This is a genomic window from Kitasatospora sp. LaBMicrA B282 (genome assembly GCF_050325825.1).
In the GTDB taxonomy this organism is placed as follows: Bacteria; Actinomycetota; Actinomycetes; order Streptomycetales; family Streptomycetaceae; genus Kitasatospora.
In genome coordinates this window covers 39041-56008 of sequence record NZ_JBNQTI010000011.1, presented here as the reverse complement: position 1 = coordinate 56008, position 16968 = coordinate 39041, and the positions used below count along the sequence as shown (strand labels likewise).

Genomic DNA, 16968 nt, shown 5'->3' with positions numbered 1-16968 from the left:
GCTTCCTGGGGCAGGGGTGGACCGGCCGGGGCCGGCGGGGCCGGTCGGCCGGAGAGACGGGGCGGGCCCGGCGGGCCCGCCCCGATGGAGCCGGTGTGGCTCAGCGGCCGTTGAAGGCGTCCTTCAGCCGGGAGAACAGCCCCTGCTGGCCCGGCGCGAACTGGCCCGAGGGCCGCTCCTCGCCGCGCAGCACCGCCAGCCGGCGCAGCAGCTCCTCCTGCTCGGGGTCGAGCTTGGTGGGCGTCTGCACCTCGACATGCACTATCAGGTCACCGCGGCCGCCCCCGCGCAGGTGGGTGACGCCCCGCCCGTGCAGCGGGATCGACTGGCCGGACTGGGTGCCGGGGCGGATGTCCACCTCCTCCAGACCGTCCAGGGTCTGCAGCGGCACCTGGGTGCCGAGCGAGGCCGCGGTCATCGGGATGGTCACCGTGCAGTGCAGGTCGTCGCCGCGGCGCTGGAAGACCGGGTGGCTGGTCTCGGCGATCTCCACGTAGAGGTCGCCGGCCGGGCCGCCACCGGGGCCGACCTCGCCCTCGCCGGCCAGCTGGATCCGGGTGCCGTTGTCGACGCCGGCCGGGATCTTCACGGTCAGCGTGCGGCGGGCCCGGACCCGGCCGTCGCCTGCGCACTCGGGGCACGGGGTGGGGACCACGGTACCGAAGCCCTGGCACTGCGGGCACGGGCGCGAGGTCATGACCTGGCCCAGGAAGGAGCGGGTCACCTGGGAGACCTCGCCCTTGCCGCGGCACATGTCACAGGTCTGCGCGGTGGTGCCGGGGGCCGCGCCCTCGCCGCTGCAGGTGGTGCAGGTGACGGCGGTGTCGACCTGGAGTTCCTTGGTGGTGCCGAAGGTGGCCTCCTCCAGGGTGATCTCCAGCCGGATCATCGCGTCCTGGCCGCGCCGGGTGCGCGAGCGCGGGCCGCGCTGGCCGGAGGCCGCGCCGAAGAAGGCGTCCATGATGTCGGAGAAGCCGAAGCCCGCCGCCCCGGCGCCGAAGCCGCCCGCGCCGCCGCCGTTCGGCGACAGCGGGTCCCCGCCCAGGTCGTAGACCTGCCGCTTCTGCGGGTCGGAGAGCACCTCGTAAGCGGCGTTGATCTCCTTGAACCGCTCCTGCGTCTTCGGGTCCGGGTTGACGTCCGGGTGCAGTTCACGGGCGAGGCGCCGGAACGCCTTCTTGATCTCGTCCTGCCCCGCGTCCCGTCGGACGCCGAGTACCGCGTAGTAGTCCGTGGCCACCAAATGCTCCGCTTGTTCTGCCTCTGAGAGAAAAGTCCTGTGCGCTGCGTGCTGCGATCGGTCCGCCCACCAAATCTAGTAGGCGTCGCCCTATGACTCGGCCAGGATCTGCCCCACGTACCGGGCGACTGCGCGGACCGCCCCCATGGTGCCCGGGTAGTCCATCCGGGTCGGCCCGATCACCGCGAGCTTGGCCACGCTCTCCTCACCCGAACCGTAGCCGACCGAGACCACCGACGTGGAGCTCAGCCCCTCGTACTCGTTCTCCCGGCCGATCCGCACGGTCATCCCGCTGTCCCCGGTCTCGCCGAGCAGCCGGAGCAGCACCACCTGCTCCTCCAGCGCCTCGAGCACCGGCTGGATGGTGAGCGGGAAGTCGTGGCCGAACCGGGTCAGGTTGGCCTGGCCGGCCAGCATGATCCGCTCCTCGTTCTGCTCCACCAGCGACTCGAACAGGGTGGAGAGCACGGTGGAGACCAGCGGCCGCTCCTCCGGCTCGAAAGCCGCCGGCAGGTCGTCGACCAGGGCCGGCACGTCGGGGAAGCGCTGGCCGCCGGCCCGGGCGTTCAGCCGGGCCCGCAGGTCGGCCAGGGTGGACTCGCGGACCGCGACCGGGCAGTCGACGATCCGCTGCTCGACCCGGCCGGTGTCGGTGATCAGCACCAGCATCACCTTGGCCGGGGCGAGCGCGACCAGCTCGACGTGGCGCACCGTCGAGCGGGAGAGCGAGGGGTACTGGACCACGGCGACCTGGCGGGTCAGCTGGGCCAGCAGCCGCACGGTGCGGGCGACCACGTCGTCCAGGTCGACCGCGCCGTCCAGGAAGTGCCGGATTGCGCGGCGCTCCGGGGCACTCATCGGCTTGACCTCGGCCAGCCGGTCGACGAAGAGCCGGTAGCCCTTGTCGGTCGGGATCCGGCCGGCGCTGGTGTGCGGCTGCTGGATGTAGCCGTCCTCCTCCAGCGTGGCCATGTCGTTGCGCACGGTGGCCGGCGAGACGCCGAGGTTGTGCCGCTCGACCAGCGCCTTGGAGCCGACCGGCTCCTCGGTGCCGACGTAGTCCTGCACGATGGCGCGCAGCACCGCCAGCTTGCGCTCGTCGAGCTGCCGGGGCTCCAGCTCGGCCCGCGCGGCCCGGGAGCCGTGCGCGGACCGGACGGACGCGGCCGTCGCGCGAGTCGGGCGCGAGCCCGCCTGGGATCTGGCGGCCGGTTGGCCGGCCGGGTCGCGGCCGCTCGAAGGCGACGTTGAATCGGGTTCGTCGAACATGGCACGCACCTCCCTCGTCGCGCGTTGTGCTGGTACCGGGCCTGCTCTGCGGGGCTCCGGCGGTGCGATCTTCCGATCCCCGCCGGATCGGCTTGGCACTCTGCACAGACGAGTGCCAAAACCGTACCTGCCAGTGTAAGGCCCGGGTCCGACGGCAGGAACGCCCTGGCCGTGGATGCCGCGCGGATCACTCCGCCCGGCGTCCCGGTCCGACCGGCCCCGACGCGCGACGCGGCGGGGCCGACCGGGGTGGTGCCCGCCGCCGGACGAAGTGGCAGCATCGATATCAACCGAGCCGGGGCGGGTAGAAGCCGCTGCGGTATGAAGACCTTGAACAGACGTTGAAGGACAGAGGAGCAGCCATGTCGGCGTCCGGCCACCACACCCGCTTCGCTCCCGACCGTGGACTGTCCGCACGGATGGTCACCACGATGTTTCTGATCGGGCTGCTGTACGTCGGTTTCACGGGTGTCCTGATCGTCCTGCTGCGGGGCGCCTGGCCGCTGATCGTGCTGCTGTCGGGCGGGCTCTTCGTCGCGCAGTTCTGGTTCAGCGACAAGATCACCGAGCGCGCGATGGGCGCCCACCAGGTCACCCCCGAGCAGTACCCGCAGCTGCACGGCACCATTGACCGGCTCTGCGCGTTGGCCGACATGCCCAAGCCGCGGGTCGCGGTCGCCGACAACGACATGCCCAACGCCTTCGCCACCGGCCGCAACCCGGAGAACGCGGTGGTCTGCGTGACCACCGGCCTGCTGCGCCGGCTGGAGCCGGAGGAGCTGGAGGGCGTGCTGGCGCACGAGCTGTCGCACGTCGCGCACCGGGACGTCGCGGTGATGACGATCGCCGGCTTCCTCGGCGTGCTGGCCGGCGCGATCACCCGGATCGCGCTGTACAGCGGCATGATGGGCGGCAACAACCGGAACAACAACAACGACAACGCCGCGATCGCGATGATCGTCGTCTCGCTGGTCAGCGTGGTGGTCTACGCGATCAGCTTCCTGCTCACCCGGCTGCTCTCCCGCTACCGCGAGCTGGCCGCCGACCGCGCCGCCGCCCAGCTCACCGGCCGGCCCAGCGCGCTGGCCTCGGCACTGACCAAGGTGACCGGGCAGATCGGCGCGATCCCGACCAAGGACCTGCGCCAGGCGCAGCCGTACAACGCCTTCTTCTTCGCCCCCGCGCTGAGCGCGCGCGAGGCGGCGAGCCAGCTGATGTCCACCCACCCCTCGCTGGAGCAGCGCCTGGAGCAGCTCGGCAAGATCTCCGCCGAACTGGGCCGCTGAGCCCGCACCACCCGCCGACCCACCCCGAGAGGACCGACCCGTGGGATTCCTGGACTCGCTGCTGGGCCGCAGCAAGCCGGTCAAGCCCGACCTCGACCAGCTCTTCGGCCTGCCCTCGGCCGCCCTCACCCTGGAAGCCGCCGCCGGCTTCACCCCGACCGGGCTCGGCTCGGTCTGCTTCGCCGCGGTCGAGGGCGGCGCGTTCGGCGAGGTCGAGCGCCAGGTCCGGGCCCTGCTGGACGCCGACACCGCCGGTGGCGGCACCCCGGTCGAGGCCAGCCGGGACGAGTACGGCTACTCCTGGCTGCTCGCCCGGCACGCCCCCGAGGAGCTGCCCGAGCTGGTCAACGACCTGCACGCGGTCAACAGCGAGCTGGAGGCCAACGGGTTCGGCCCGCAGCTGCTCTGCTCACTCGTCGGCTTCCGCAACGAGTCCGGGCAGTCGCTGGCGCTGGTCTACCTCTACAAGCGCGGCTCCTTCTACCCGTTCGCCCCGATGCCGGGCGGCGGCGAGCGGCGCAACAGCCCGCTGGAGCTGCAGGTGAAGGCGATGCTGGGCAACGACCTGCGGCTGGAGAACGACCTGAGCCGCTGGTTCCCGGTCTGGGGCGCGCCGGGCCTGTAGGCGGCCGCCGGTAGGCCGCCCTGTGCGGCGGCCGCGGTGCGCTGCGGTGCGGTGTAGTGCGCGATGCGGTGCGCGTGGGCCGGCGGCCCGTCGATCCTGACGGGCCGTCGGCTTTTCCTATAGTTCCTCGCATGCGCAGCACTCAGTACGGCCCCGACCTGACCCCGCCGTGGAAGCGGCAGACGCCCGCCCCCGAGGTGCCCGCCGAGCGGGACCTGGTGGTGGAGGAGGTGACCACCGGCTTCTGCGGTGCGGTGGTGCGCTGCGAGAAGACCGCCGAGGGGCCGACCGTGACCCTGGAGGACCGGTTCGGCAAGCACCGGGTCTTCCCGCTGGTGCCGCGCGGCTTCCTGGTGGACGGCAAGGTGGTCACCCTGGTCCGCCCGGTGGCACCCGCCGCGCGCAGCGGCCCGGCCAGGACGGCCTCCGGCTCGATCGCGGTGCCCGGCGTGCGGGCCCGGGTGGCCCGGGAGTCGCGGATCTATGTCGAGGGGCGGCACGACGCCGAGCTGGTCGAACGGGTCTGGGGCGAGGACCTGCGGATCGAGGGCGTGGTGGTGGAGTACCTGGCGGGCATCGACGACCTGCCGGCGATCGTGGCCGACTTCGCCCCGGGTAGCGGGCGCCGGCTGGGGGTCCTGGTCGACCACCTGCTGCCCGGCACCAAGGAGCACCGGATCGCCGCCCGGGTCACCGGGGAGGGGGTGCTGGTGGTGGGGCACCCGTTCATCGACGTCTGGCAGGCCGTCAAGCCGGCCAGCGTGGGCATCGCCGGCTGGCCGGACGTGCCCTACGAGGAGTCCTGGAAGGAGGGCATCTGCCGCCGCCTGGGCTGGCCGGTGGACACCCCGGCCGCCTGGCAGCGGATCCTCGCCTCGGTGAGCTCCTACCGGGACCTGGAGCCGGCCCTGCTGGGGAAGGTGGAGGAACTGATCGATTTCGTCAGCCAGCCCGGCGACTAGAGCCCCGGCGTTCTCAGTCCACCAGGTCCCGCACCACCGCGTCGGCCAGCAGTCGGCCGCGCAGGGTCAGCGCGGCCCGGCCGGCCGCGAACGGCTCGGCGGCCAGCAGGCCGTCGGCCAGCGCCCGTTCGGCGGCCCGCCGGCCGGCCGCGGTGAGCAGCTCCAGCGGGCAGCCGTCGACCAGCCGCAGCTCCAGCAGGATCCGCTCCACCCGGCGGTCCTCGGCCGGCAGCACCTCACGCCCCTGGGCGGGCGTGCGGCCCTCGGCGAGTGCCCGCGCGTAGGCCGCGGGGTGCTTGGCATTCCACCAGCGCACGCCCCCGACGTGGCTGTGCGCGCCGGGGCCGGCGCCCCACCAGTCGGCGCCCGTCCAGTACAGCTCGTTGTGCCGGCAGCGCCCGGCCTCGTCGGTGGCCCAGTTGGAGACCTCGTACCAGGAGTAGCCGGCCGCGGCGAGCGCCTCCTCGGCGATCAGGTAGCGGTCGGCGTGCACGTCGTCGTCCACCATCGGCAGCTCGCCGCGCTTGATCCGGCCGGCCAGCCGGGTGCCCTCCTCGACGATCAGCGAGTACGCCGAGACGTGGTCGGGGCCGGCGCCGATCGCGGCGGCCAGCGAGGCGCGCCAGTCCTCGTCGGACTCGCCGGGGGTGCCGTAGATCAGGTCCAGGTTGACGTGCTCGAAGCCGGCCGCGCGGGCCTCGGCGACGCAGGCCTCGGGGCGGCCGGGGGTGTGGTGGCGGTCCAGCACCTTCAGCACGTGCGGGCGGGCGCTCTGCATCCCGAAGGAGATCCGGTTGAAGCCGCCCTCGCGCAGCTCGGCCAGGTAGGCCGGGTCCACCGACTCGGGGTTGGCCTCGGTGGTCACCTCGGCGTCGGGGGCCAGGCCGAACTCCTCGCGGATCGCGGCCAGCATCGCCACCAGGTCGCGGGCCGGCAGCAGGGTGGGGGTGCCACCGCCCAGGAAGACGGTCCGCACCGGCAGCTCGGCCGCGCCGAGCACCCGGCGGGCCAGCCGGACCTCGGCGATCAGGTTGGCCGCGTAGGTCTCCTGCGAGGCCACCGCACCGGCGCTGTGCAGCTCGGTGGCGGTGTAGGTGTTGAAGTCGCAGTAGCCGCAGCGGGTGGCGCAGTACGGCACGTGCAGGTAGAAACCGAACGGCCGGTCGCCGAGGCCCGTCAGGGCGTGGTCGGGCAGCGAACCGTCGGACGGCACGGGTTCGCCGTCGGGGAGTGCGGAGGGCATGCGTCCATTGTCCGGTACGGCCGGCGTTGCCCCGACGGGTGTGCCGAGGGGGCTGCGCCGGCCGGACCGGACGGGGGTGGCTCAGGCCTCGTTGGCGCCCGCGTACATCTCCTGGACCTCGGCCGCGTAGGTCTTCTCGACCACCGGCCGCTTGATCTTCAGGCTCGGGGTCAGCTCGCCGTGCTCGACGTCCAGGTCGCGCGGCAGGACGTAGAACTTCTTGACCGTCTGCCAGCGCTGCAGCTGCCCGTTGAGCTTCTTCACGAAGCCCTCGACCAGGGCCTGGGCCTGCGGCGAGGAGACCACCTCGGCGTAGCTCCTGCCGCTCAGGCCCTGCTCGGTGGCCCACTGCATGATCACCGGCTCGTCCAGCGAGATCAGCGCGGTGCAGAAGTTGCGGCCGTTGCCGATCACCAGGATGTTGCTCACGTACGGGCAGATCGCCTTGAACTTGCCCTCGACCTCGCTGGGCGCGACGTACTTGCCGCCCGAGGTCTTGAACATGTCCTTCTTGCGGTCGGTGATCCGCAGGTAGCCGTCGGTCAGCTCGCCGATGTCGCCGGTGTGGAACCAGCCGTCCGGCTCCAGCACCTCGGCGGTCTGCTCCGGGTTGTCGTGGTAGCCGCGCATCACGCCGGGGCCGCGCAGCAGGATCTCGCCGTCCTCGGCGATCCGCACCTCGGTGCCGGGCAGCGCCACGCCGACGGTGCCGATCCGGACGTCCTCGGCCGGGTTGACGCAGGAGCCGGCGCTGGTCTCGCTCAGCCCGTAGCCCTCCAGGATCGGCACCCCGGCGCCCATGAAGAAGTAGCCGATCTCGGGGGCCAGCGCGGCGCTGCCGGAGACCGAGCCGCGCAGCCGGCCGCCGAAGGCCGCCCGGATCTTGGCGTACACCAGCTTGTCGGCGACGGCGTGCTGCAGCCGCAGGCCGAGCGGGGCGGTGTCGTGGCCGGTGGCGATCCGGTTGGCCTGGGTCACCTGGGCGTACTGCCGGGCCACGCCCGCCGCCCAGCGGAAGATCTTGTACTTGGCGCCGCCCTCCGCTCTGGCCCGCCCGGCGATGCCGTTGTAGACCTTCTCGAAGATCCGCGGCGCGGAGGCCATCAGGGTGGGCTTGATCACCGGCAGGTTGTGGATGATCCGGTCCACCCGGCCGTCCACGGCCATCACGTGGCCGGTGGCGATCTGGCCGGAGATCAGCGTCTTGCCGAAGACGTGGGACAGCGGCAGCCACATGAACTGCACGTCGTCGGCGCGCAGCAGCCCGCTCTCCTGCTGGGCGATGCCCTCGTAGGCCCAGCAGTCGTGCACCAGGCGCACGCCCTTGGGGCGGCCGGTGGTGCCGGAGGTGTAGATCAGGGTGGCCAGCTGCTCGGGGTCGAGCGCGTCGACCGCGCGGCGCACCGCGTCGGGGTGCTCCTTGAGGTGGGCGGCGCCGCGCTCCTCCAGCTCGGCCAGGGTGAGCACGGTGAGGCCCGCGGGCTCGGGGCGCTCGGCCGGCAGGTCGAAGAGGATCACGGTGGCCAGCTCGGGCAGCTGGTCGCGCTGCTCGACCGCCTTGGCGAGCTGGGCGGCGTTCTCGGCGAACAGCGCCTTGCTGCCGGAGTTGGCGAGGATGAAGGCGGTCTCGTCCGCGTTGGTGCTCGGGTAGACGGTGGTGGTGGCGGCGCCGGCGCACATGTTGCCGAGGTCGGCGATGATCCACTCGATCCGGGTCGAGGCGGCGATCGCCACCCGGTCCTCGGCCCGGATGCCGAGCGACATCAGGCCCGCGGCCACCTGCTGGACCCGCACCGAGGTCTGCGCCCAGGTGAGCGAACGCCACTGCTCGGCGCCGGGCGCGCCGTCGGCGGCGTGCTCGTCGACCGGAACCGGGAACCGGTAGGCCTCGGCGTCGGGTGTGGCCTCTACCCTGCTGAGGAAGAGATGGGCCACTGAAGCCGGACGCCCGGCGATCTTGTCGGAGCCGATGACGGACTGCGCTGAACTCAACGAGACCTCCGGGGGACCAGGTGGCCGAGGGTGGATCCGTGCGGGGGTGGGGGTGGACCGCCGCCGGGCTTGCGTCCGACGGGCTAATTAACTCGCCGGTAACAAGGCTGTCGACAGCCTAGGCCCAACAGGGCACCCCTGTTAAGAGGGAACGGACGTCTGACACCTCGGCAAACCCGCAGTGCATTGAATGATGAGATGGCCAATCCTTTGGTCCGATGAGGAGAGAAACTCGGTTGGCAACCGCAGCAAGGCAGAAAATGAGGGTGCGAATCCTCCCGTCGACATCGAGAGTGTCAGAGTGCTGATCCGACTTCTCAAGGCCCACCTGCGGCCTTATACCAAACCGATCGTCCTGCTGGTGCTGCTCCAGCTGCTCTCCACCATCGCCACCCTGTACCTCCCCACGATGAACGCGGACATCATCGACCAGGGCGTGATCAAGGGCGACACCGGCTACATCATGCGGACCGGCGGAGTGATGCTGGCGATCACCTTCGCCCAGATGGCCTGCTCGATCGGGGCCACCTACTACGGCGCGCACACCGCGATGGCGGTCGGCCGGGACATCCGGGCCTCGGTCTTCGACCAGGTCCAGCGGTTCTCCGCCCGCGAGGTGGGCCAGTACGGCGCGCCCTCGCTGATCACCCGCACCACCAACGACGTCCAGCAGGTCCAGATGCTGGTCCTGATGTCCTTCAACCTCATGGTCGCCGCGCCGATCATGTGCGTCGGCGGCATCATCATGGCGCTCAACCAGGACGTTCCGCTCTCCAGCCTGCTGATCATCGTGGTCCCGCTGCTCGGGATCGTGGTCAGCCTGCTGGTCCGCAAGCTGCGCCCGGCCTTCCGCGGCATGCAGACCCGGATCGACAGCGTCAACCGGGTGCTGCGCGAGCAGATCACCGGCATCCGGGTGATCCGCGCCTTCGTCAAGGACGGCCACGAGCAGCAGCGGTTCTCGGTCGCCAACGACGAGCTGACCGAGTTCTCGTTGCGCACCGGCCGGCTGATGGCCTTCATGTTCCCGGCCGTGATGCTGATCGTGAACCTCTCCAGCGTCGCGGTGCTCTGGTTCGGCGCCCAGCGGATCGACAGCGGGGGAATGCAGATCGGCGCGCTGACCGCCTTCCTGACCTACCTGATGCAGATCCTGATGAGCGTCATGATGGCCACCTTCATGTTCATGATGGTGCCGCGCGCCGAGGTCTGCGCCGAGCGCATCGTCGAGGTCATGGACACCGACTCCAGCGTGGTGCCGCCGAGCGCGCCGGTCAGCGAGCTGCGCGCGCACGGCCACCTGGAGCTGCGCGACGTCGACTTCCGCTACCCCGGGGCCGAGGCCTCGGTGCTGCGGGAGATCGGGCTCACCGCCCGCCCGGGCGAGACCACGGCGGTGATCGGCAGCACCGGCAGCGGCAAGAGCACCCTGCTCGGCCTGATCCCCCGGCTCTTCGACACCTCCGAGGGCCAGGTGCTGGTCAACGGGGTGGACGTGCGCGAGATAGCCCCGGAGAAGCTGGCCGAGACGGTCGGCCTGGTGCCGCAGAAGCCCTACCTGTTCAGCGGGACGGTGGCCAGCAACCTGCGGTACGGCAAGCCGGACGCCACCGACGAGGAGCTCTGGCAGGCGCTGGAGACCGCGCAGGCCAAGGACTTCGTGGAGCGGTTGGAGGGCGGGCTGGCGGCGCCGATCGCCCAGGGCGGCAGCAACGTCTCCGGTGGCCAGCGCCAGCGGCTGGCGATCGCCCGGGCCCTGGTCCGCCGGCCGGAGATCTACCTCTTCGACGACTCCTTCTCGGCCCTCGACTACGCCACCGACGCCCGGCTGCGGGCCGCGCTGGCCCTCGAGACCTCGGAGGCCACCGTGGTGATCGTGGCCCAGCGGGTGAGCACCATCCGCGACGCCGACCGGATCGTGGTCCTCGACGAGGGCCGCGTGGTCGGCAGCGGAACCCACCACGAGCTGATGGCCGACAATCCGACGTACCGGGAGATCGTGCTCTCCCAGCTCACCGAGCAGGAGGCGGCGTGACCACCCCCAAGAACCCCGGTGGCCCCAAGGACCCCGGTGGCCCCGAGAACCCCGGTGGCCCGCAGCGGCCCGGCGGTCCGGGCCAGCCCGGCGGCGGTGCGCCGGCCACCTCGCAGGACGCCGCGGCCCGCCGTGGCGGGCCCGGGCCCGGGCGGTTCATGGGCGCCCAGGGCGCCGAGAAGTCGATGGACTTCAAGGGCTCCAGCCGCCGGATGCTCGGCCTGCTGGCCCCGGAGCGCACCACGCTGATCGGGATGTTCACGCTGGGCGCGCTCAGCGTGGGCTGCGCGGTGGCCGGGCCCAAGGTGCTCGGCAAGGCCACCGACCTGATCTTCGAGGGCTGGATCGGCAAGCAGATCACCAATCCGCAGATCCGGGCCCAGGCGGAGAACAGCCACGGCAAGCAGTCCGGGCTGATCCGCTCGCTGCACTTCACGCCCGGCCAGGGGATCGACTTCGACAAGATCGGCACCGTGCTGCTCTGGGTGCTGCTGATCTACGTCGCCTCCGCGGTCTTCGGCATCGTGCAGGGCCGACTGGCGACCCGCGCCATCAACCGGACGGTCAACCGGCTGCGCGGCGACGTGGAGACCAAGCTGAGCCGACTGCCGCTGAGCTACTTCGACAAGCAGCCGCGCGGCGAGGTGCTCAGCCGGGTCACCAACGACATCGACAACATCGGCCAGTCCATGCAGCAGACCATGGGCCAGGTGGTGAACTCGCTGCTCACCATCGTCGGCGTGCTGGCGATGATGTTCTGGATCTCCTGGATCCTGGCGCTGATCGCGCTGGTCTCGGTGCCGCTCTCGGTGGTGGTCGCCGCCCGGGTCGGCAAGCGGGCCCAGCCGCAGTTCGTCGCGCAGTGGAAGACCACCGGGCAGCTGAACGCGCACATCGAGGAGATGTACACCGGCCACTCGCTGGTGAAGGTCTTCGGGCGGCAGAAGGAGGCCGCGCAGACCTTCGCGCGGGAGAACGAGGCGCTGTTCGCCTCCAGCTTCCGGGCGCAGTTCATCTCCGGGATCATCCAGCCCGCGATGATGTTCATCGGCAACCTGAACTACGTGGCGGTCGCGGTGGTCGGCGGGCTGCGGGTGGCCAGCGGCGCGCTCTCCATCGGTGACGTGCAGGCCTTCATCCAGTACTCGCGGCAGTTCAGCCAGCCGCTCACCCAGGTGGCCAGCATGGCCAACCTGGTGCAGTCCGGCGTCGCCTCGGCGGAGCGGGTCTTCGAGCTGCTGGACGCCGAGGAGATGTCCGCCGAGCCCGCGCAGCCGGAGCGGCCCGCCGAGCTGCGCGGCCTGGTCTCCTTCGAGGACGTCTCGTTCCGCTACGACCCGGCCAAGCCGCTGATCGAGGACCTCTCGCTCAAGGTCGAACCGGGTCACACGGTGGCCATCGTCGGGCCCACCGGGGCCGGCAAGACCACCCTGGTCAACCTGCTGATGCGGTTCTACGAGGTCACCGGCGGGCGGATCACGCTGGACGGCGTCGACATCGGCGCCATGTCCCGCGAGGAGCTGCGCGCCGGCATCGGCATGGTCCTCCAGGACACCTGGCTGTTCGGCGGCACCATCGCCGACAACATCGCCTACGGCGCCACCGGGGCCACCCGCGAAGCGGTCGTCGAGGCCGCCAGGGCCGCGCACGTCGACCGCTTCGTGCGCACCCTGCCGGAGGGCTACGACACGGTCATCGACGACGAGGGCACCGGGGTCAGCGCCGGCGAGAAGCAGCTGATCACCATCGCCCGGGCCTTCCTCGCCCAGCCCAGCATCCTGGTCCTGGACGAGGCCACCAGCTCGGTCGACACCCGCACCGAGGTGCTGATCCAGCGGGCCATGGCGCGGCTGCGGACCGGCCGCACCAGCTTCGTCATCGCGCACCGGCTGTCCACCATCCGCGACGCCGACGTGATCCTGGTGATGGAGAACGGCGCCATCGTGGAGCAGGGCACCCACGACCAGCTGATCGAGGCGGAGGGCGCGTACGCCCGCCTGTACCAGGCCCAGTTCGCCCAGGCGCTGGCCGAGCAGGACTGACCCGACGCCGGGAACACCGACCCGGCGCGGGAAACGGCGAGGGGCTGTCATCCGGTGGATGACAGCCCCTCGTTGCGTGCGCCCGAGGTTACTTCTTCTCCTTCGGGGGCTCGGCGTCGGTGGAGAGGGCGGCGATGAAGGCCTCCTGCGGGACCTCCACCCGGCCGACCATCTTCATCCGCTTCTTGCCTTCCTTCTGCTTCTCCAGCAGCTTCCGCTTCCGGGAGATGTCACCGCCGTAGCACTTGGCGAGCACGTCCTTGCGGATCGCCCGGACCGTCTCGCGGGCGATCACCCGGGAGCCGATCGCGGCCTGGATCGGCACCTCGAACTGCTGGCGCGGGATCAGCTTCTGCAGCTTGCCGGCCATCATGACGCCGTAGTTGTAGGCCTTGTCCTTGTGCACGATGGCGGAGAAGGCGTCCACCGCGTCGCCGTGCAGCAGGATGTCGACCTTGACCAGGCTGGCGGACTGCTCGCCGATGGGCTCGTAGTCCAGCGAGGCGTAGCCGCGGGTCTTGGACTTCAGCTGGTCGAAGAAGTCGAAGACGATCTCGGCCAGCGGCAGCGTGTAGCGCAGCTCGACCCGGTCCTCGGAGAGGTAGTCCATGCCCTGCAGGTTGCCGCGGCGGGACTGGCAGAGCTCCATGATCGCGCCGACGAACTCGTTGGGCGCCAGGATGGTGCCGCGCACGACCGGCTCGAAGACCTCGGCGATCTTGCCGGTCGGGAACTCGCTCGGGTTGGTGACGGTGTGCTCGACGCCGTCCTCCATCACCACCCGGTAGATCACGTTCGGCGCGGTGGAGATCAGGTCCAGGTTGAACTCGCGCTCCAGGCGCTCCCGGATGATCTCCAGGTGGAGCAGGCCGAGGAAGCCGCAGCGGTAGCCGAAGCCGAGCGCCACCGAGGTCTCCGGCTCGTAGACCAGCGCGGCGTCGTTCAGCCGCAGCTTGTCCAGCGCGTCGCGGAGCAGCGGGTAGTCCGAGCCGTCCAGCGGGTAGAGGCCGGAGAACACCATCGGGCGCGGGTCCTTGTAGCCGCCCAGCGCCTCGGTGGCGCCCTTGTGCATCGAGGTGATGGTGTCACCGACCTTGGACTGCCGGACGTCCTTCACACCGGTGATGAGGTAGCCCACCTCACCGACGCCCAGGCCCTCGGCCACCTTGGGCTCGGGCGAGATGACGCCGATCTCCAGCAGCTCGTGGGTGGCGCCGGTGGACATCATCGCGATCCGCTCGCGCTTGGTCAGCTGACCGTCGACCACACGGACGTAGGTGACCACGCCGCGGTAGGAGTCGTAGACCGAGTCGAAGATCATCGCGCGGGCCGGGGCGTCGGCGACGCCGACCGGGGCCGGGATGTTGTGGACGATGTGGTCCAGCAGCTCCTCGACGCCCAGACCGGTCTTCGCGCTGACCTTGAGGACGTCCCCCGGGTCGCAGCCGATGATGTGCGCGATCTCGGCCGCGTACTTCTCCGGCTGGGCGGCGGGCAGGTCGATCTTGTTGAGGACCGGGATGATCGTGAGGTCGTTCTCCAGGGCCAGGTAGAGGTTGGCCAGGGTCTGCGCCTCGATGCCCTGGGCCGCGTCCACCACGAGGATGGTGCCCTCGCAGGCCGCCAGCGAGCGGGAGACCTCGTAGGTGAAGTCGACGTGGCCCGGGGTGTCGATCATGTTCAGGATGTGCGTGGTGCCCGCGTGCTCACCGGTCCTGGGGGCCCAGGGAAGGCGGACCGCCTGCGACTTGATGGTGATGCCGCGCTCGCGCTCGATGTCCATCCGGTCGAGGTACTGGGCACGCATCTGCCGCGGGTCGACGACGCCGGTGATCTGCAGCATCCGGTCGGCGAGGGTCGACTTGCCGTGGTCGATGTGGGCGATGATGCAGAAGTTGCGGATCAGCGCCGGGTCGGTACGGCTGGGCTCTGGCACGTGGGTAGGGGTCGCGGGCACCTTGGTCCGATTCTCCGTTGGTCCGGGGGTGGTATGGGTCCGGGGTTGGTCCGGAGGGCCGGACACTGTGGTCCGCTCCAGGAGCCCTGGGCAGGATCGCAAATACCAGGGTTCCGTCCATCTTCCCACGAGCCCGGCGCGGCCCGCCGGTTTGGGGCGCCGCGCTGCCGGTTTGGGGGGCGGGGCGGCCCCCTGGTAGGGTTGGCCGCTGCACCTCACTTCGGCATGCCCTCTCAGCTGGTCCGGGGCGAGGATCGCAAGCAGACATTCACCTGACAGACACTGAGGCACTTTCGTGGCGAACATCAAGTCCCAGATCAAGCGCAACAAGACCAACGAGAAGGCGCGCCTGCGCAACAAGGCCGTCAAGTCGGAGCTGAAGACCGCGCTCCGCAAGGCTCGTGAGGCCGCTGCCGCCGGCGAGACCGAGAAGGCCGTGGAGCTCGCTCGCGTCGCCTCCAAGAAGCTCGACAAGGCCGTGAGCAAGGGCGTCATCCACAAGAACCAGGCCGCCAACAAGAAGTCCGCGGTCACCAAGCTGGCCGCGACCCCGGCCGCCTGAGCTTCCTGAGCTCTCGGCTTCATCCGGCAGTACCCCGCTCCACCCCTTCGGGAGGCTCTGGCCCTCTACCGAGAGCCCCGAGGGTGAAAGATCCGTACCGCACGCGGCCTGCGTTCGCCACGCGGGTGCGGTACACAGCTTGAACGGCAGGCGCCGTGGCGGTCCCCTTCGCGGGACCGGCCGCGGCGCCTGTCGGCGTTGGGGGGCAGGTGGTGGCGAGCACGGCGAGCACCCGGAAGGGCCGCCTGCGCTCCATGCTGCTCGTGCGCCACGCACGTGTACGTACTCAGGACACGCCGAGGGCCCCGCGTCCGCACTCCCCTCCGTGTTCAGGACACGCCGAGGGCCCGCGTCCGCACTCAGTACGGGCGGCTGCCCGAGCGGGCGGCGCGGGCGACCGTGACGACGGCGCGCTCCAGGGCGTAGGCCGCGTCGTCCGCACCGCCCTTGACCGCGGCGTCGGCCTGGGCGATCGCGGTCAGTGCGACGGCGACGCCGTCGCCGGTCCAGCCGCGCATCTGCTGGCGGACCCGGTCCACCTTCCACGGCGGCATGCCCAGCTCGCGGGCCAGGTCGGCCGGCCGCATCGCGCGGTCGGCGGTGGCCAGCCGGCCGATGCTGCGCACCCCGGCGGCCAGGGCGTAGGTGATGCCGGTGGGCGGCTGGCCGACGGCCAGCGCCCAGCGCAGCCGCTCCAGCGCGTCCGCGGCCCGGCCGGTGACCGCGAGGTCGGCGACCTCGAAGCCGGTGGCCTCGGCCCGGCCGCTGTAGTAGCGGGCCACCACGCGCTCGTCGATGGTGCCCTCGACGTCAGCGGTGAGCTGGCTGCAGGCGGCGGCCAGCTCGCGCAGGTCGCTGCCGAGCGCGTCCAGCAGCGCCTGGCAGGCCTCCGGACTGGCCGAACGGCCCAGCGCACGGAACTCGCCGCGGACGAAGGCGGTCCGCTCGCTCGCCTTGGTCATCTTGGCGCAGGCCACCTCGCGGGCACCGGCCTTGCGTGCCGCGTCCAGCAGCCCCTTGCCCTTGGCGCCGCCGGCGTGCACCAGCACCATGATCACTTCTTCGGCCGGTGCGTCCAGGTAGGCCTTGACCTCCTTGACCGACTCGGCCGCCAGGTCCTGGGCCGCGCGGACCACGATCACCTTCCGCTCGGCGAAGAGCGAGGGGGTGGTCAGCTCGGCGAGGTTGCCGGGCTGCAGGCCACCGGGCGCCAGGTCCCTGACGTCGGTGTCCGGGTCGGCCGCCTTCGCCGCGGCCACCACCTGGGCCACCGCGCGGTCGAGCAGCAGCTCCTCCTGGCCGACCGCGAGGGTCAGCGGGGCGAGCAGGTCGTCGGGTGCACTCTTCCTGGCCATCGCGTACCAGCATCCCATGACGCTCGGACAGGCCCGGGCGGCGTCGGGCCCGGGCGGCGTCGGGCATGGGCGGCGTCCGGCCCGGCCCGGGCGGCTTGGGAGAATGTGGCCCATGAGTACTGCAGGATCCCCCCTCGCCAGCGGCCGGCAGCTGCTGGTGCTCGCCGACCGCGACGCCGCCGACGAGCTGGCCACCGAACTCCTCGAGCGATGGCCCGGGCTGGGCCCGTTCGAGCTGGTCCGGGACGCGCTGGCCGGTGAGGACGACGCCGAGGACGCCCAGTGGCTGGTGGTCGTCGAGGAGCCGGCGGCCGGCTGGGACGAGGAGTTGCTGGCGGCGGTGGACGCGGTGGTGGCGGACTACGAGGGCTGGCGCGAGGACGGCTGACCGGTGCGGGGC

General features: G+C 71.4%; 13 protein-coding genes. 7 read left to right on the top strand and 6 right to left on the bottom strand.

Features of this window, described 5'->3' with window-relative positions; translation table 11 throughout:
- Nucleotides 1–100 precede the first annotated feature (100 nt).
- Entirely contained in the window at nucleotides 101–1240 is a 1140-nt protein-coding gene (gene dnaJ, locus ACQRUO_RS05775; protein WP_428314625.1) for a molecular chaperone DnaJ, read from the bottom strand.
- Nucleotides 1241–1330: 90 nt separating this feature from the next.
- Nucleotides 1331–2509, bottom strand: a complete 1179-nt coding sequence (gene hrcA, locus ACQRUO_RS05770; protein WP_428314624.1) for a heat-inducible transcriptional repressor HrcA — start codon at nucleotides 2507–2509, stop codon at nucleotides 1331–1333.
- A 362-nt stretch (nucleotides 2510–2871) separates the two neighbouring features.
- Here hrcA and htpX point away from each other — a divergent pair, with 362 nt between their 5' ends.
- The 3 genes from htpX (at nucleotide 2872) to ACQRUO_RS05755 (ending at nucleotide 5382) form a co-directional block, all read left to right on the top strand.
- A complete protein-coding gene (gene htpX, locus ACQRUO_RS05765) occupies nucleotides 2872–3795 on the top strand; it encodes a zinc metalloprotease HtpX (RefSeq protein ID WP_428314623.1) in 924 nt (307 codons plus the stop codon).
- A 40-nt stretch (nucleotides 3796–3835) separates the two neighbouring features.
- Nucleotides 3836–4420 (top strand): PspA-associated protein PspAB, encoded by a 585-nt coding sequence (gene pspAB / locus ACQRUO_RS05760; RefSeq protein WP_428314622.1) that lies wholly within the window; start codon nucleotides 3836–3838, stop codon nucleotides 4418–4420.
- Nucleotides 4421–4551: 131 nt separating this feature from the next.
- Nucleotides 4552–5382: a DUF3097 domain-containing protein gene (locus tag ACQRUO_RS05755; protein WP_428314621.1), complete on the top strand. Its 831-nt coding sequence runs from the start codon at nucleotides 4552–4554 to the stop codon at nucleotides 5380–5382.
- A gap of 13 nt (nucleotides 5383–5395) precedes the next feature.
- On the opposite strand, the gene hemW is transcribed toward ACQRUO_RS05755, so the two are convergent.
- Together hemW and ACQRUO_RS05745 are read right to left on the bottom strand one after the other, a co-directional pair.
- Entirely contained in the window at nucleotides 5396–6625 is a 1230-nt protein-coding gene (gene hemW / locus ACQRUO_RS05750; RefSeq protein WP_428314620.1) for a radical SAM family heme chaperone HemW, read from the bottom strand.
- A gap of 81 nt (nucleotides 6626–6706) precedes the next feature.
- A complete protein-coding gene (locus ACQRUO_RS05745; protein ID WP_428314619.1) occupies nucleotides 6707–8617 on the bottom strand; it encodes an AMP-dependent synthetase/ligase in 1911 nt (636 codons plus the stop codon).
- Between the two features lie 301 nt (nucleotides 8618–8918).
- Here ACQRUO_RS05745 and ACQRUO_RS05740 point away from each other — a divergent pair, with 301 nt between their 5' ends.
- Together ACQRUO_RS05740 and ACQRUO_RS05735 are read left to right on the top strand one after the other, a co-directional pair.
- On the top strand, nucleotides 8919–10652 hold the full coding sequence (locus ACQRUO_RS05740) for an ABC transporter ATP-binding protein (protein ID WP_428314618.1): 1734 nt from the start codon (nucleotides 8919–8921) through the stop codon (nucleotides 10650–10652).
- A 158-nt stretch (nucleotides 10653–10810) separates the two neighbouring features.
- Complete coding sequence (locus ACQRUO_RS05735) at nucleotides 10811–12694, top strand: ABC transporter ATP-binding protein (protein ID WP_428314662.1); 1884 nt, start codon at nucleotides 10811–10813, stop codon at nucleotides 12692–12694.
- An 88-nt stretch (nucleotides 12695–12782) separates the two neighbouring features.
- On the opposite strand, the gene lepA is transcribed toward ACQRUO_RS05735, so the two are convergent.
- A complete protein-coding gene (gene lepA / locus ACQRUO_RS05730) occupies nucleotides 12783–14651 on the bottom strand; it encodes a translation elongation factor 4 (RefSeq protein WP_428314617.1) in 1869 nt (622 codons plus the stop codon).
- Between the two features lie 295 nt (nucleotides 14652–14946).
- On the opposite strand from lepA, the gene rpsT reads away from it, so the two are divergent.
- Complete coding sequence (rpsT, locus tag ACQRUO_RS05725; protein ID WP_428314616.1) at nucleotides 14947–15213, top strand: 30S ribosomal protein S20; 267 nt, start codon at nucleotides 14947–14949, stop codon at nucleotides 15211–15213.
- A 359-nt stretch (nucleotides 15214–15572) separates the two neighbouring features.
- Here rpsT and holA read toward each other — a convergent pair whose 3' ends face one another.
- Nucleotides 15573–16568, bottom strand: a complete 996-nt coding sequence (gene holA, locus ACQRUO_RS05720) for a DNA polymerase III subunit delta (RefSeq protein WP_428314615.1) — start codon at nucleotides 16566–16568, stop codon at nucleotides 15573–15575.
- Nucleotides 16569–16680: 112 nt separating this feature from the next.
- On the opposite strand from holA, the gene ACQRUO_RS05715 reads away from it, so the two are divergent.
- Entirely contained in the window at nucleotides 16681–16956 is a 276-nt protein-coding gene (locus tag ACQRUO_RS05715) for a hypothetical protein (RefSeq protein ID WP_428314661.1), read from the top strand.
- Nucleotides 16957–16968 lie beyond the last annotated feature (12 nt).

Excerpts from the sequence above, each read along its gene's own strand:
- hrcA (WP_428314624.1), bottom strand. The coding sequence starts at position 2,509 with ATGTTCGACGAACCCGATTCAACGTCGCCTTCGAGCGGCCGCGACCCG.
- htpX (WP_428314623.1), top strand. The coding sequence starts at position 2,872 with ATGTCGGCGTCCGGCCACCACACCCGCTTCGCTCCCGACCGTGGACTG.
- ACQRUO_RS05755 (WP_428314621.1), top strand. The coding sequence starts at position 4,552 with ATGCGCAGCACTCAGTACGGCCCCGACCTGACCCCGCCGTGGAAGCGG.
- hemW (WP_428314620.1), bottom strand. The coding sequence starts at position 6,625 with ATGCCCTCCGCACTCCCCGACGGCGAACCCGTGCCGTCCGACGGTTCG.
- ACQRUO_RS05735 (WP_428314662.1), top strand. The coding sequence starts at position 10,811 with ATGGGCGCCCAGGGCGCCGAGAAGTCGATGGACTTCAAGGGCTCCAGC.
- holA (WP_428314615.1), bottom strand. The coding sequence starts at position 16,568 with ATGGCCAGGAAGAGTGCACCCGACGACCTGCTCGCCCCGCTGACCCTC.
- ACQRUO_RS05715 (WP_428314661.1), top strand. The coding sequence starts at position 16,681 with ATGAGTACTGCAGGATCCCCCCTCGCCAGCGGCCGGCAGCTGCTGGTG.